The following is a 12,143-nucleotide window of genomic DNA, read 5'->3' on the forward strand; positions in this document are numbered from 1 at the left end:
GTAACCGGAAAGATCACTGATGGGTTGGCCGAGCTTGGACCTGGGGGTACAACGTCGACGGTCCAGCATCCGACTGCACCAGCTCCTACCAGCCCAACCGCAGGTGCCGCTGACTCTGCCGAGTCCGCCGCCATCGTTGTTGCAGCGGCAATTGCCCTCATTCTCAAGAAGTTCGACGACAGGAAGTCTCGGAGGCGGAAGCTTGACGACTGACCGGACGCCATACCTGGAACTGCTCCGCGAGCTAGCCCATGGTGACCCAGATATCTACCGGGAGCGCTGCCAGCAGCTTGACACAGCCGGGTGGCAGGAGCTCGGCCTGGTGCTCGGTGCTGGATTCTTCCTCGCCGCCCGCGAAAGACTCGGAAACCGGACAACCAAGGGCGAGGTCATTCAACTTGTCGCCGAGATTCGCAGCAAGCTCGCGAGCACCAAGCTCGACCTCGACCCTGAGCTAGCCGAAAAGATGCTCGTCTCGGCGCTCACCGGAGAGACAGGCGAAGTTGAGGATGCCGAGCAGGGCGCTTTGCTGGAGACCGAGCTAGTCGTGCTTTGGCACCTACTCGGTGATGCGTCCGAAGAAGAACTGGATCGCTTTCTCGTCGAGGTCGACCAACTCGCGGAGGAGTGGAGTGAAGAAGATTAGTCCGGGGGCGGTTGTCCTGGCGAGAGCGGTACTCACCGGCGACGACGAGGATGTGCCCGCCTCGGAGGACGTTCCGGCCGAGGATCAGGTCGGGATGGCCGCGCTGATCACCGGGCTGTTCATCCTCGCTGTCCAACGACAGTTCCCGGAGGTTCCCAGCCGGGGCGAGATCATCCGCTTCGTCGCGGAGCTTCGCGCCGCCCTTCCTTCGGGCACGACGGTCGACGCCCGCGCGACGGAGGGGCTGATCACCACCGTGATGGACGCGAAGCCTCGGGAGGAGATCCCGCAGGAGGTGAGGGCAGAGGTCGTACTGGAGGTCATCAACTACATCCTCGATCCGGACAAGATCGGCACGGATGAGTTGGAGGCGGTCCTTGCCAAGGCTGTCGAGTTCGCCGAGGAGCACGGCCTCGACGCCCAACTCGCCACCGAAAGAGCCCACGAGAGCCGAAGCTGATCCAGCACCAGGCAGCCAGGCCCCAACGGTCTTACCCTCAGTAGCTCCCCAGCCGTGGAACGCCGGTCAGCGTCGGGCAGCATCCACGAGTGGAACCTCATCCATTCGACGCCAGCTGGGGAGCGGTCGGTGACCCACCAGGCCGCCGCCTCTGACGAGTACACAATCTGGTGGCGGTTGCCGTACATCTGCCGTACGCTGAAGCGCGAGGTGAGGCGAGATGGCTTCCAAGACCGAACGAATCGAAATGCGGACAGATCCGGACACAAGTGCGCTGATCACTGAGGCCGCCAAGAGCCGACACGTGTCCGTGACGTCCTTCGTGCTTGAAGCCGCACGGCACGAGGCCAACCGCGTACTTGCCCGCAGCGACAGCACGATGATGCCAGCGGAGCAGTTCGACGAGATGATGGCCGCCCTCGACAAGCCGGACGCTCCGACTCGTCTCGCCGAGCTTGCCAAGCGCCCCAGGCGGTTCACGCAGCGATGACCTGGGAGTCGACTCGGCTCACACCCGACCACGACACAAGTAGCTTCGACTGCGGTGTCGATTCGCTCAATCAGTGGCTGATCGGACACGCGTTGGCTGCGCAGCGCAGCAGGAGCGCAGCAACGCACGTCTGGACTGCCCCGCGCTCGGACAAGGTCATGGCCTACTTCGCTACGACGCCGACGAAGGTCGTCCGAGCGGAGTTGAGTCACAAGCAGGCCGACGGCAGCAGCGATGTACCCGGCTACCTGCTGGCGAAGCTCGCCATGCACCGCCAACTACACGGCCAAGGACTCGGCGGCGAGCTGCTCCTCGACGCCTTGACTCGATTGGTGATCGCATCCGAGGGGGCTGGCGGGCGGCTCATCGTCGTGGATGCGCTTGATCGTCGTGCCGCCCGGTTCTACCAGCACTATGGGTTCACTCCGGTCAAGGGCAACCCCAATCGCCTCGTGATGAAAGCGGCTACGGCCCGTAATGATCTGGGCCTGGGCAGTCTGGCTGTCACGCCCAACCCCGAGTCCGGCCTGGTATCAATGGTCCTAAACCTTCCCGACGGACAAGCAGTGCCGTTCGTCGGCGACGCGGCAGAGGCTCGGCGCGTGGCCGAAGAGTTGTTCAACGCCGCCGAGGCGCAGGAGCGTCAGGGAACCAGCAGTGCCGGCATCGATCTGCGGCAGGTGTTCACCAGAGCCCTCGGCCGCGACCCCTTCGTCGATCCGTCCTGACGAGGCGCAACGAGTCGGCGCGCACCCACCACAGACTCGGCGTCGTACGCCGCGCCCGACAACTACCAGTTCGGCGCCTACTACACCCTGGATGCCTGTCGGCACTTCGGCGAGAGCCTCACCGCCGCCGGCGTGTGGCGCTACTACAGCTGCCGCTACGAGTGGCGCACCGGCGAGCCGCAGGGCTACTGGTACCTGTACATGTACAACTGAGGGCAGCTCGCCCGGGACGGATCGGCAGTGCATCGCAGCGACCCGTTTACATCGATGTTTGCTGATGAAACGATGGTGATTGCCCGAGGTGGTGCGCCGGGGCCGGTGGCCACCCCCGAGGGTTCCGTCTGTCGTGCCGAACCTGCGGCAACCAGGACCGGCACGGGATCGTCGAACGAAGGAGAGCGACTGATGTCGCTGCCGCCCGGACCGTCTTCACACCGTACCGCCGATGTTCGCCGCGGCCCACGTCGCGCCTGGTGGCGGACGGTCGTCGGCGCCGCCGCCGCGATGTTTCTCGCCGTCAGCGGCGCGACGTTCGCCAGCGGGCCGGCCAACGCCGCCACACCGGCCGACGCCGCGGCCGTCCACGCTGATGCCACCAGCGCGCAATGTCTGACCGTCAAGTTGCAGAGCAACTTTTGGCAGGACGGCCCGGACAGCGGCGGCCTCTTCCGCGACATCGCCATCACCAACAACTGCACCACCGCCGTCACCGGCTGGAAGCTAATGTTCGTCCTGCCACCCGGCCAGACCTTCCGACAGGGCTGGAACGCCATCTGGACCGTCGACGGCAAGATCCTCACCGCTACCCCAGCAGTGTGGAACGGCACCATCGCCGCCGGCCGGTCAGTCGAGATCGGCTACATCGGCACCTGGGCCGGCAGCCGGCAGGATCCGGACTGCACCATCAACGATCAACCATGCGACGGGACAGATCCCGGGCCTGACCCGCAGCCGACAGTTGCCCTGACCAGCCCGACCGACGGCAGCCAACTCATGTCGGTCTGCACACTTCGGCTGACCGCCGACGCCAGCACCAGGGTCGGAACGATCGACCGGGTCGAGTTCCACCTCAACAACCAACTGGTCGGCAGCGACACGAGCGCCCCGTACGGCATCGACGTGCCACCCGACCACCCGGCGCTGCGCGGATCCCCGCAGCACACCGCGTTCGCCCGGGTCGTCACCGTCGCGCCGGCAGCGACCGCCGACTCGGCACCGGTCGGGTTCACGCAGGTGACACCGCCACCGGCGTTGATGGTGATCGCCTGCCCGTCGTCGGTGCAGGTGCCAGCCGGCGGCTCGGCCACCATGTACTTCACGTTGCGGGCCTGCTCAGCCACACCAGGGCTGGGCCTGACAGTCACCGCCGACGCCGGGATCAGCGTCACCCCGCTCGTGTTGCCGCCCGGCAGCTGGGAGCGCCGGATCACCATCACCGCCGCTCCCGGCAACGCCGGAACCGTTGCCCGAATCACCGCGACCACCGACTCCGGCTCCTGCATGCCGGCCACCGCCCGGGTCACCATCGTCCCGGCGAGCTGAGGCTCAGGGCCGGCTCGTCGTCAGGCTCGCGCGGTTTCGTCCAGGGTCGGGTAGTCGGTGTAGCCGTGGGCGCCACCGCCGTACACAGTGGCCTGATCGACCTCGGTGAGCGGGGCGGACGGATCTCTCGGTCGTAACCCGATGGATGGAAGATCAGAAGGCGTACGGGCCGAAGCGGCCCCAGGCGACGACAGCTGCCAGCACCAGGAGAACCACGTTGGGAACGATGCTCTGATACTCCGTGCGCCGAAAGTGCACGATCGCGGCACCGATCATCATCAGGACCAGGCCGAGGGCGGCCAACGGTACGAAGACCGGGGCGATGCCGGTGACCGCCGGCAGGATCAGGCCGATCGCGGCGAGGATCTCCAGCACGCCGATGGTCCGCACCAGACCCATCGGGAGGTCGGCCGCAAAACCCATGCCCTTCTCGACGAGTTTCTCTCTCGGCTGGCTCACCTTCATCAGCCCGGCGGCGAGGAAGGTCACGGCGAGCAGGCCAGCAAGCACCCAAAGAACGATGTTCATATCCGTCTCCAGCTTCGATGCACTTTAAGGTTGAAGCGAACACTAGCCCCAGATCACTTCAACCGTCAAGTGACGCGGCCCTCGTGATCACTTGACGGTTGAAGCTACACTTGCCCCCATGGCCACCCCGCCTGAACAGCCACACTGGCTTGACAAGAACGAGCTGGAGACCTGGTTCTCCCTTGTCAGCGTGCTGACCAGGCTGCCGGCGGCGCTCGACCGGCAGCTGCAGCGCGACGCCGGGATCAGCCACTTCGAGTACCAGGTGATGGCCGCACTGTCGGAGACACCCCAGCGCACCATGCGGATGAGCCGCCTCGCCATGATCGCCGACGGGTCACTGTCACGGCTGTCCCAAGTTGTCACCCGGCTGGAGAAGCGCGGCTGGGTCAGCCGCGCGCCCGACCCGACCGACGGCCGCTACACCCTCGCCACGCTGACCGACGCCGGGTGGGAAAAGCTGATCGCCACAGCACCCGGACACGTCGCCGAGGTGCGCCGGCTCGTCTTCGACCCGATGACCAAGGGCCAGTGCCGGCAGCTACGCGACATCGGCCGCCGCATCACCACCACCATCGACCCCGACGACTCCTGCCTGCGCTGAGCCCGGCCCGCGCCCTGTCCCGGTACGCAGGCCGCGCCCAGCGAACGGTCACCCGATCGGGCCACCCGCCATCCCTGCCATCTCGGCGATCATCATCTCGTCGGCGGCTCCCGTGTACACCCGGACCTCGTCGACGACGCCGGTGAGGTACTGGCCGAAGCTTCCGTTGTGCAACGCCCGGCCGACCTGCAGGCCGCCGCCCGCCCGCCAACCGGCCGTGTACGCGGCCGTGCCGGTCGCGGAGAGCCTGCCATCGACGTAGAGCCGTACCTCGTGGCGCACCGAGTCGTAGACCACCGCCAGGTGCTGCCCGAAGTAGTCTGCTGCCGGATACGTCCGGTGGTCGTGCACGACAGTCGCCGCCGGGTCGGTGGTGTCCTGGTGCGGCAGGACCAGCTCCCAGCGATTCGTCGCGGCACTGCAGCGGATGACGAAGCCACTGGCGGTGACACCAGCCTGGGACAGCACCGCCTGGTCGGTGTCACCGCAGCCCGGACCGGTCAGCCGCACCCGTACGCCGACGGTGAAGCTGCGGTCGGTCACCGCGATCGGCCCGTCGGTCTGAGCCCAGTCGTCGAGCCCGTCAAGCACCAGATGACCCGCGCCGACCAATGGGGTTTCGACGAACGGATCCTCATCCATATCAGGGGTGTAAAGGTGCGAATCGCCGTGCAACCGCAGGTCCGCACCGCCGCCGTACTCCGGGCTGACACCGTTGGCGGCCTCGTCCAACGGCCAGTAGCCGAGCGCCGTCGGCGGCCGGGCCGACAGCTCCCGCACCTCGTGCCACACCAGTACGCGGTCGAAGACCGCGACGTCGGCGAGATCCCCGGCCCAGCCGGCGGTGTAACCGGTGCCGGTCGAGGCTCGGCCGATCTGCACCGCGCCCTGCGACGCCCACACCGACTGACGCTGAGTCACCGGCTGTTCGTCACCGTGGACGTACAACGTCATCGTCGTCAACTCCGCGTCGTACGCGGCAGCCAGGTGGGTCCACTCGCCGAGCACCACCGGCGCGGTGCTGGTCACCGACCACACCGCCGGTGCGGGCGAGTCCGATGCGGCGATCTCGAACGCCCAACGGCCACTGTCGGCATCGAAGCCGAGGGTGAAACCGGGCGCGTCGGTGCCGTCCTGGCTGACCGCGACCCGGTCGACCGAGTCGTCGGTCAGCCGCACCCAGACGCTGGCACCGAACCCGGTCGACGTGTCGATCAGCGCGGAACTGCTGGTCGCCAGGTAGCTGGTGGCCGCATCGCCGGTGAGTCGGGCCGCCCGGCCGAGTTGGCACTGTGCGCCCAGGTCGGCGCACTCCGACCCGGGTACGCCGAACGTGACGCCGCTGCCGGCAGCCGCCGGGTGGTTGCCGCGCGCGTCCGCCGCCGACGTGGCACCGGCCGGGTCGTCGAGCGGCCACTCGCCGGCGGCGAGCCGAGTCGGTAGGACGAACACGCAGCTGGCGATCGGTGAACGCCATCCGTCGGCGTCGACCGCCTGCACGGTGACGAGGTTCGGACCATCGCGCATCGGCATCCAGCGCAGCGACACAGACGTGCCGGGGCTCGCCGGCACCAGCACGTTGTCCGGCGACGGGTTGGTGTTGAAGCCGTACAGGTACTCGACGACCTGAGGGGACGGCGAGTGGAACGTGAAGGTGCCGTAGACGCCGATCGCCCCGCGATGCTCGAAGTCCTGGGCGCAGGCGCTGGTGTGCTCGTCGGCGTCGATCGGTAGGTACTCCGGCGAGTCGATGTCCGGCGCGATCGGCGCGACGACGCCGCTCGACGTCGCAGTGTCGTGCCCGGTCGGGCCGGCCACCGCCGGAGCGGCGGCAACGGCGTGCCCGCCGAGCACCATCGCGAGCAGCACCGCAAGCCGTTGCAGCCCGCGCGCGGACCCACGACCATCCACCGTCATCTGCTACTCCCCCGTGCCAGACTCCGGAGTCGAGTGGATCGCTACCGTACGGAACGATCGCATCACCGTCAATAGATGGCCGCAGTCACTTCGAGTAGCATTTCTCCACAGCGGCGTGACAGCTACGTCGGACGTGACTGGATAGGTGCGTGGGACCTTGGAATACCGCAAGCGTGCGAGGTGGGTCAGGCGGTTGTGGGAATCCAGGGGCGGCCGGCGGCGGCTCGGGTGAGTGCGTCGAGCATGTTGATGCCGTGTCGGCTGGCGGTGGCGGTGTAGCTGCGGATCGCGGCGAAGTGTTCAGCTCCGGTCATGGTGCGCATGCTGCCCGAGACTTTGATCCGGAGTTTCGGCATGCGGATGGTCCGCTCGGCCGGGTTGTTGTCGAACGGCACGGCCGGGTCGGTGACGAAGCGGAGGTAGTCGGCGCGTCGGTCCCGTAGCCGCACGAACAGGGCGTGGTACTTGCGGTGCAGCTTGTCGGTGCGGGTGGCGGTGGCTTCGGCGCCGAGTACGACGGCCGAGCGCAGCAGGTGGGTCTGTTCGGCGAGGTCGGCCGGGTCGGGTTCGCAGCCGTCGGCGCGGGCCGTGACCGTCAGGCGGTTCAGTTGCCGCAGGGCTGCGGCGGCCTGGCCGGCGAGGTCGGCGACCTGCCCGGTGGCGGTGTCGACCACGTAGACCAGTTCGCGCAGCACGTGGGCGTTGCACAGGGCGTGGACCGCGTCGGTGTAGGTGTCGTACGGGGCCCACGCGTCGTGCACGGCGACGCCGGTGAAGGCGGGCAGCACGCCGGCGTCGTCCATTCCGGCGGTGCCGCGTCGGCGGTGCACGGTGAGGAGCACGTCGGTGGGTGTGGAGGCGGAGTGCAGCCAGGCGAGGCGGCCGTCGACGCGGATGCCGGTCTCGTCGAAGTGCGCGACCGGCGCGTTCTTGATGCGGTCGCGGATGACGGGGAGCACCGTGTCGATGACGCCGAGGGCGGTGCGGGTGACCCAGGCGGTGACCGTGGCCGCCGCGACGGGCAGGCCGAACAGGTCACGGATCGCGTCGGCGGTGCGGCCGATGGACAGGAACTGTCCGTGGAGCAGGTAGACGCCGATCGCGGCGATCCGTGGTCCGTAGACGGCGGGCGCGGTGGCCCCGACGGGTGTCGCGGCGGTGGTGTGGTGCCCGCACGGGCAGGCGACGGTGACGATCTGGTGCTCGGTCACCACGACCCGGGGCTGGGGGATGTCGAACACCTGCCGGCGGGTGACCGTCACCTCGGCCGGGTCGGTCAGGCCGTCACCGCAGCCGCCACAGATGTCCGGCACGTGCCGGACGATCAGGTCCGGATCCGCCACCTGGGACAGGGTGGTGCCCTCGCCCCCGGCCGGGCGGCCCGGCCGGCGACCCGAACGGCCCCGCAGCGACTTCGGCGCCGGCTTGGCCAGCCCGTCACTCGACGGCGGTTTCGACGAGTTGCTCGACGGCTGCTTCAACCGGGCCTCAAGCTCAGCGATCCGCGTCAGCGCCTGCTCCAGCCGCGCGGCCAGCCCGGCGTTCAACGCCAACAACTCGTCATACGACGGCGGCGGATCGGCGGGCATGGCTGGTCAACCTACCAGCCTCCACAGCAGACAGCACCACCGGGATCAGGAACCTATCCAGTCACCGTCGGACCACCCACGTCCCTTTCGGCCAACCCAAAACAGTGTCGCCATGACCGATTGACTCTGCCTATACAGGATCAAGAAGCGGCCCGGCCGAAGCCGGGCCGCGCGCACGCGCTCAAGGCCTACGGCCCCGCGCGCACGCCCATCAGTGCCGACCCGTCATCGACGCGAGCTACGGAGCTCAAATCGATGATCGCAGATCTATATGATCAGCTGACATCAGCCGTGACAGCAACCGGAGCACATCGCAGCACTCGCCGACGCACGACCATGCACGACAGGCATCGCGCAGAACTCTCAGTCGCTGCCACGAACCATCGGCTCGATCCTGACGCCATAGTCCTCTCGCAGTTCCTCAACCAAACGGCGCCCCGCGTAACGAACTACGCCACGATTCCACCATTGACTCATGGGAAATTTCGGGAACACGTCTGGGGCAATAATCTCCCGAAACCTAGCATCAGACTCCAAGACGGCCTCGCGTAACTGTGCCATCTGGGGGAATCGCGATAGCTCTTGAGCCTGCATCGCATCTTCAAGATCACTGCGCGCCGTCAAGTCATTAAAGTAGTCCTCAACGTCGCCCAGGAACCCAGCCACGCAGCGCGATACTAGATTCGACCACTGCGAGATCAACTCTACGGGTTCATAGTTTCGCCATCGCCCTCCACGTTGCATGAACTGGGAGAATGCCGCTACGAAATCAGGATCATGAAGACTCATCGGTTAGCCTGCTCCTCAAAGTACTTCAACGGATTGTCAGGCCTAAAGTAGCTCGTGATCCTGTCGCCGACGCGCATTCCAATCTTTCCTGTTGCGTCCATCCGAATAACTGTGGTGGCCCCATCCAGGTTCCGCACGGTTTCCCTAGCGCCAGCCGGGCAGGTACTGCCGCACATAAGCGCCTTCGCATCGTCTACATACTGCTCAAATCCGCCGTCATAGTCGTACTCGGGCATATCGGCCTTGCGTGTGGCATTTCCTGCATCATCGAGGCCCAGTGCATGCTTGTCGTACTTCATGTCGGCCACACCCGGAGCGAAGTCGCAGTTGTGTACCAATACCGGTGTTGTGCCGGCGATCACATAGTACGTGTGGGATTTTCACCCCGTCACGCAGTGTGACTTACATGTTCATGGCGTTTCACCTGGCCTTTCGCGTGTGGCACCAACTCGCCGCATCGAAACTTATCGGTGTTGACGGCGACGGTGACGGCAACCTGGGGAGACGTCCCCACCTCCAGCGGGTCAGCGACGACGAGGAGGAGGCCCCGCCACCCGCCAAGCGTCCCCGCAGCAGCCGCAACCGCGCACCGAAGCAGTAAGCCAGCCGGAACAAGGCCCTCGACCAAGATCCGACTGGCTCAAAACTGCTCTACAGGATCAAGACGGCCCGGCTTACGCCGGGCCGCGCGCACGCGCTATAGCCGTTCCGGCCCCGCGCGCACGCCCACCAACCCGAACCAACGACCAGAAGCAGTGGCTGATCCGCCAGAACAAGGCCGCAACGATCGCCGAACCAGGCAGCCAACGACGCCCCTCCGGCGATCGACGCCGCACCGCTACGCGGCACGCCACCGGAAGGCGTGCCGGCGACAATCCGTGCCACCAAGGACATCGATACTTGCACATACTGCCCAAGCTCGTGACGGCAACCGTGACGGCAACCGTGACGGCAACCCGAGCGCCCGGCAGCATCCCGTGATAGTCGGTCACTACCATACGTAATCGCTCCGGCTCGCACTTGTGGGCCAGAACGCCGGCTCACAACAAATCACCCACAAGTCAGGTTGGCTTATTCAGTTCGGCTCGAATATTCGCCGCCTCATTGCGCGCCGCCACCGATTCAGCAACGGCTTTGCGACGATCTTCGTCATACAACAGGACAGCGGACAGCGATTCCAGGGCATCCGCAATCCGGTCTCGCCAGACAGCATACGATTCTGGATCACAATCGCCAACCGGCCTTTCTGAACGAATCCTGCGCAAGTTCTGTAGCGCTGCCCGCAGCTCCGGCGGAAGTGACATTGCCTACCCTCTTCCACCTATGAGGGGCAAGAACCGCTGACAGGCTGGACAAGGGCCAATCAGGCTACCGTGGTCCTCAAGCTGGTAGGCGTTACCCCTGCTACCTCCACCGATCCTGACCGACTGAAATGTTGATCCTTCAAGAGGAATTCCCGCTTCCTCGAACTGAATAGCGCATCCGACTTCCCCACACCCACCATGATGACCTGAGTTAGCCACAGCTCGCGCGGTTTGCGGAGGCATCACTCCGGACCTTGTATCCATTGCATAGGCGAACCTGACTTGCGATCCGTCCGCGGAGGTAATACTAGTCGCAACATTCGGGCGCACTTCTGGGGCCATGTTCAGAGCTTCATCCGCAAAGTCAAGCAAATCATCAGCCGCCTCGCCGCAGTTGTGGACGAGGACCGGCGTGTTGCCGGCTATCACATAGTACGTGTGGGATTTTCACCCCGTCACGCCGTGTAACCCATGTTTCTTGGCCTCTCACCTGGCCTTTCGTGGAGAGCGCCACCCCTCCTGGTCGAAGGTTATCAATATTGACGGCGACGGCGACGGCAACCTGGAGAGACAGCCGCGACCGGCGGCGACCAAAGCATCGACGACCGGCGCGATCCGAGGTGGGGGATGTCGCGGCGCCAAGCGCTCCCGCAGCAGCCGAAGCCGCGTACCGAAGCAGTAAGCCAGCCGCACCAAGGCCCTCGACCAAGATCCGACTGGCTCAAAACTGCTCTACAGGATCAAGACTGGCCCGGCAGAGCCGGGCCGCGCGCACGCGCTACAGGCCTACGGCCCCGCGCGCACGCCGGCATCGCCGACGCGGCGGGAGATGAGAACGATGCAGTAACGCTCCACACCCGCGGCTCACCCATCGACCGGCGCGCCGCACCATCGACGTCACATCCAGTCGCGCGCAGCCGCAGCGCCAGCAACCACGCCACGAGAAACGATCAGTCATCCATCGAAGAATATGAATGCGATTTGCCAACTGACGGCAACCGTGACGGCAACGCAGGCGAACACCCACGCCCATCTGCGCACGCCGTGATGAACCGAGTGCATGCTGTAGGTCCCAATCGCGTCACCAGCCAGTTTGGACGCATGACCAAGAGCGTTTCCTGAGCACGTCAGTCACCACTGAATACTAAATAGCGATGAGGCTTGGCGGTTACGTGCTCCACAAGGACCAGTAGCTCCCTTGCCGCTTCAGCGATATCCGGCGGAGCCGTTTGCGACAAGTCAATCAACTCAGCCTGCACAAGCGGCATTTGCATGCGATTAAAAATAGTGTCGTCGTAGGGGTCAATATGACCCAGCATTGGAATCCCTGCCGTACTGGCATATTCGCACAAGCGATTTAGCGAGCAATGCTCACAGCTCGCAATACGCTCCCCGGTATATGCGCGCACAATTACGTCTAGCGCCATCGATGCCTCCTTCGACACGAAGCTCCCGCCTGCAGCAATGCTTGCGCGAGGCGCTCCCGGAGTGCGGCAGGGCCGCACCGGGAGCGCCGTCGATCATCAATCGACCACACCAAGAGCGC

At 65.7% G+C, this 12,143-nt stretch carries 13 protein-coding genes; 7 read left to right on the top strand and 6 right to left on the bottom strand.

Annotated elements, in window-relative coordinates:
• Window positions 1-202 precede the first annotated feature (202 nt).
• From ACFHVL_RS04705 to ACFHVL_RS04725, 5 genes are all read left to right on the top strand, one after another.
• Window positions 203-646, top strand: coding sequence for a hypothetical protein (locus ACFHVL_RS04705; protein WP_416625824.1), 444 nt, complete (start codon window positions 203-205; stop codon window positions 644-646).
• Window positions 633-1,106, top strand: coding sequence for a hypothetical protein (locus ACFHVL_RS04710; protein ID WP_416625825.1), 474 nt, complete (start codon window positions 633-635; stop codon window positions 1,104-1,106). The genes ACFHVL_RS04705 and ACFHVL_RS04710 overlap by 14 nt, the downstream gene beginning before the upstream one ends.
• Before the next feature lie 220 nt (window positions 1,107-1,326).
• Window positions 1,327-1,596, top strand: coding sequence for a DUF1778 domain-containing protein (locus tag ACFHVL_RS04715; protein ID WP_416625826.1), 270 nt, complete (start codon window positions 1,327-1,329; stop codon window positions 1,594-1,596).
• Window positions 1,593-2,324, top strand: coding sequence for a GNAT family N-acetyltransferase (locus tag ACFHVL_RS04720; RefSeq protein WP_416625827.1), 732 nt, complete (start codon window positions 1,593-1,595; stop codon window positions 2,322-2,324). Before ACFHVL_RS04715 ends, ACFHVL_RS04720 begins: the two co-directional genes overlap by 4 nt.
• A gap of 405 nt (window positions 2,325-2,729) precedes the next feature.
• Window positions 2,730-3,866: a cellulose binding domain-containing protein gene (locus ACFHVL_RS04725; RefSeq protein WP_416625828.1), complete on the top strand. Its 1,137-nt coding sequence runs from the start codon at window positions 2,730-2,732 to the stop codon at window positions 3,864-3,866.
• Window positions 3,867-4,019: 153 nt separating this feature from the next.
• Here the strand turns inward: ACFHVL_RS04725 and ACFHVL_RS04730 are convergent, their stop codons facing one another.
• Window positions 4,020-4,394 carry a DoxX family protein gene (locus ACFHVL_RS04730; RefSeq protein ID WP_416625829.1) on the bottom strand — a complete coding sequence of 125 codons (375 nt, stop codon included), beginning with the start codon at window positions 4,392-4,394 and terminating at the stop codon, window positions 4,020-4,022.
• 118 nt (window positions 4,395-4,512) lie between these two features.
• Here ACFHVL_RS04730 and ACFHVL_RS04735 point away from each other — a divergent pair, with 118 nt between their 5' ends.
• Window positions 4,513-4,998: a MarR family winged helix-turn-helix transcriptional regulator gene (locus ACFHVL_RS04735; RefSeq protein ID WP_416625830.1), complete on the top strand. Its 486-nt coding sequence runs from the start codon at window positions 4,513-4,515 to the stop codon at window positions 4,996-4,998.
• A gap of 48 nt (window positions 4,999-5,046) precedes the next feature.
• Here ACFHVL_RS04735 and ACFHVL_RS04740 read toward each other — a convergent pair whose 3' ends face one another.
• The 4 genes from ACFHVL_RS04740 to ACFHVL_RS04755 all read right to left on the bottom strand — a co-directional run bounded on the left by ACFHVL_RS04740 (window position 5,047) and on the right by ACFHVL_RS04755 (window position 9,592).
• Entirely contained in the window at window positions 5,047-6,915 is a 1,869-nt protein-coding gene (locus ACFHVL_RS04740) for a LamG-like jellyroll fold domain-containing protein (protein ID WP_416625831.1), read from the bottom strand.
• 185 nt (window positions 6,916-7,100) lie between these two features.
• Window positions 7,101-8,504: an IS66 family transposase gene (gene tnpC / locus ACFHVL_RS04745; protein ID WP_416625832.1), complete on the bottom strand. Its 1,404-nt coding sequence runs from the start codon at window positions 8,502-8,504 to the stop codon at window positions 7,101-7,103.
• 363 nt (window positions 8,505-8,867) lie between these two features.
• Complete coding sequence (locus ACFHVL_RS04750; RefSeq protein ID WP_416625833.1) at window positions 8,868-9,170, bottom strand: hypothetical protein; 303 nt, start codon at window positions 9,168-9,170, stop codon at window positions 8,868-8,870.
• A gap of 119 nt (window positions 9,171-9,289) precedes the next feature.
• Window positions 9,290-9,592 (bottom strand): hypothetical protein, encoded by a 303-nt coding sequence (locus ACFHVL_RS04755; RefSeq protein WP_416625834.1) that lies wholly within the window; start codon window positions 9,590-9,592, stop codon window positions 9,290-9,292.
• 723 nt (window positions 9,593-10,315) lie between these two features.
• Here ACFHVL_RS04755 and ACFHVL_RS04760 point away from each other — a divergent pair.
• A complete protein-coding gene (locus ACFHVL_RS04760; RefSeq protein ID WP_416625835.1) occupies window positions 10,316-10,543 on the top strand; it encodes a hypothetical protein in 228 nt (75 codons plus the stop codon).
• Window positions 10,544-11,724: 1,181 nt separating this feature from the next.
• Here ACFHVL_RS04760 and ACFHVL_RS04765 read toward each other — a convergent pair.
• Complete coding sequence (locus tag ACFHVL_RS04765; protein ID WP_416625836.1) at window positions 11,725-12,024, bottom strand: hypothetical protein; 300 nt, start codon at window positions 12,022-12,024, stop codon at window positions 11,725-11,727.
• Window positions 12,025-12,143: the final 119 nt, after the last annotated feature.

The organism is Micromonospora sp. LOL_023, from assembly GCF_048060115.1.
GTDB lineage: Bacteria > Actinomycetota > Actinomycetes > Mycobacteriales > Micromonosporaceae > Micromonospora_E.

Coding starts and splice junctions, on each gene's coding strand:
- ACFHVL_RS04715 (WP_416625826.1), top strand. CDS start 1,327: ATGGCTTCCAAGACCGAACGAATCGAAATGCGGACAGATCCGGACACA.
- ACFHVL_RS04755 (WP_416625834.1), bottom strand. CDS start 9,592: ATGAAGTACGACAAGCATGCACTGGGCCTCGATGATGCAGGAAATGCC.
- ACFHVL_RS04735 (WP_416625830.1), top strand. CDS start 4,513: ATGGCCACCCCGCCTGAACAGCCACACTGGCTTGACAAGAACGAGCTG.
- tnpC (WP_416625832.1), bottom strand. CDS start 8,504: ATGCCCGCCGATCCGCCGCCGTCGTATGACGAGTTGTTGGCGTTGAAC.
- ACFHVL_RS04740 (WP_416625831.1), bottom strand. CDS start 6,915: ATGACGGTGGATGGTCGTGGGTCCGCGCGCGGGCTGCAACGGCTTGCG.
- ACFHVL_RS04725 (WP_416625828.1), top strand. CDS start 2,730: ATGTCGCTGCCGCCCGGACCGTCTTCACACCGTACCGCCGATGTTCGC.
- ACFHVL_RS04765 (WP_416625836.1), bottom strand. CDS start 12,024: ATGGCGCTAGACGTAATTGTGCGCGCATATACCGGGGAGCGTATTGCG.
- ACFHVL_RS04730 (WP_416625829.1), bottom strand. CDS start 4,394: ATGAACATCGTTCTTTGGGTGCTTGCTGGCCTGCTCGCCGTGACCTTC.
- ACFHVL_RS04720 (WP_416625827.1), top strand. CDS start 1,593: ATGACCTGGGAGTCGACTCGGCTCACACCCGACCACGACACAAGTAGC.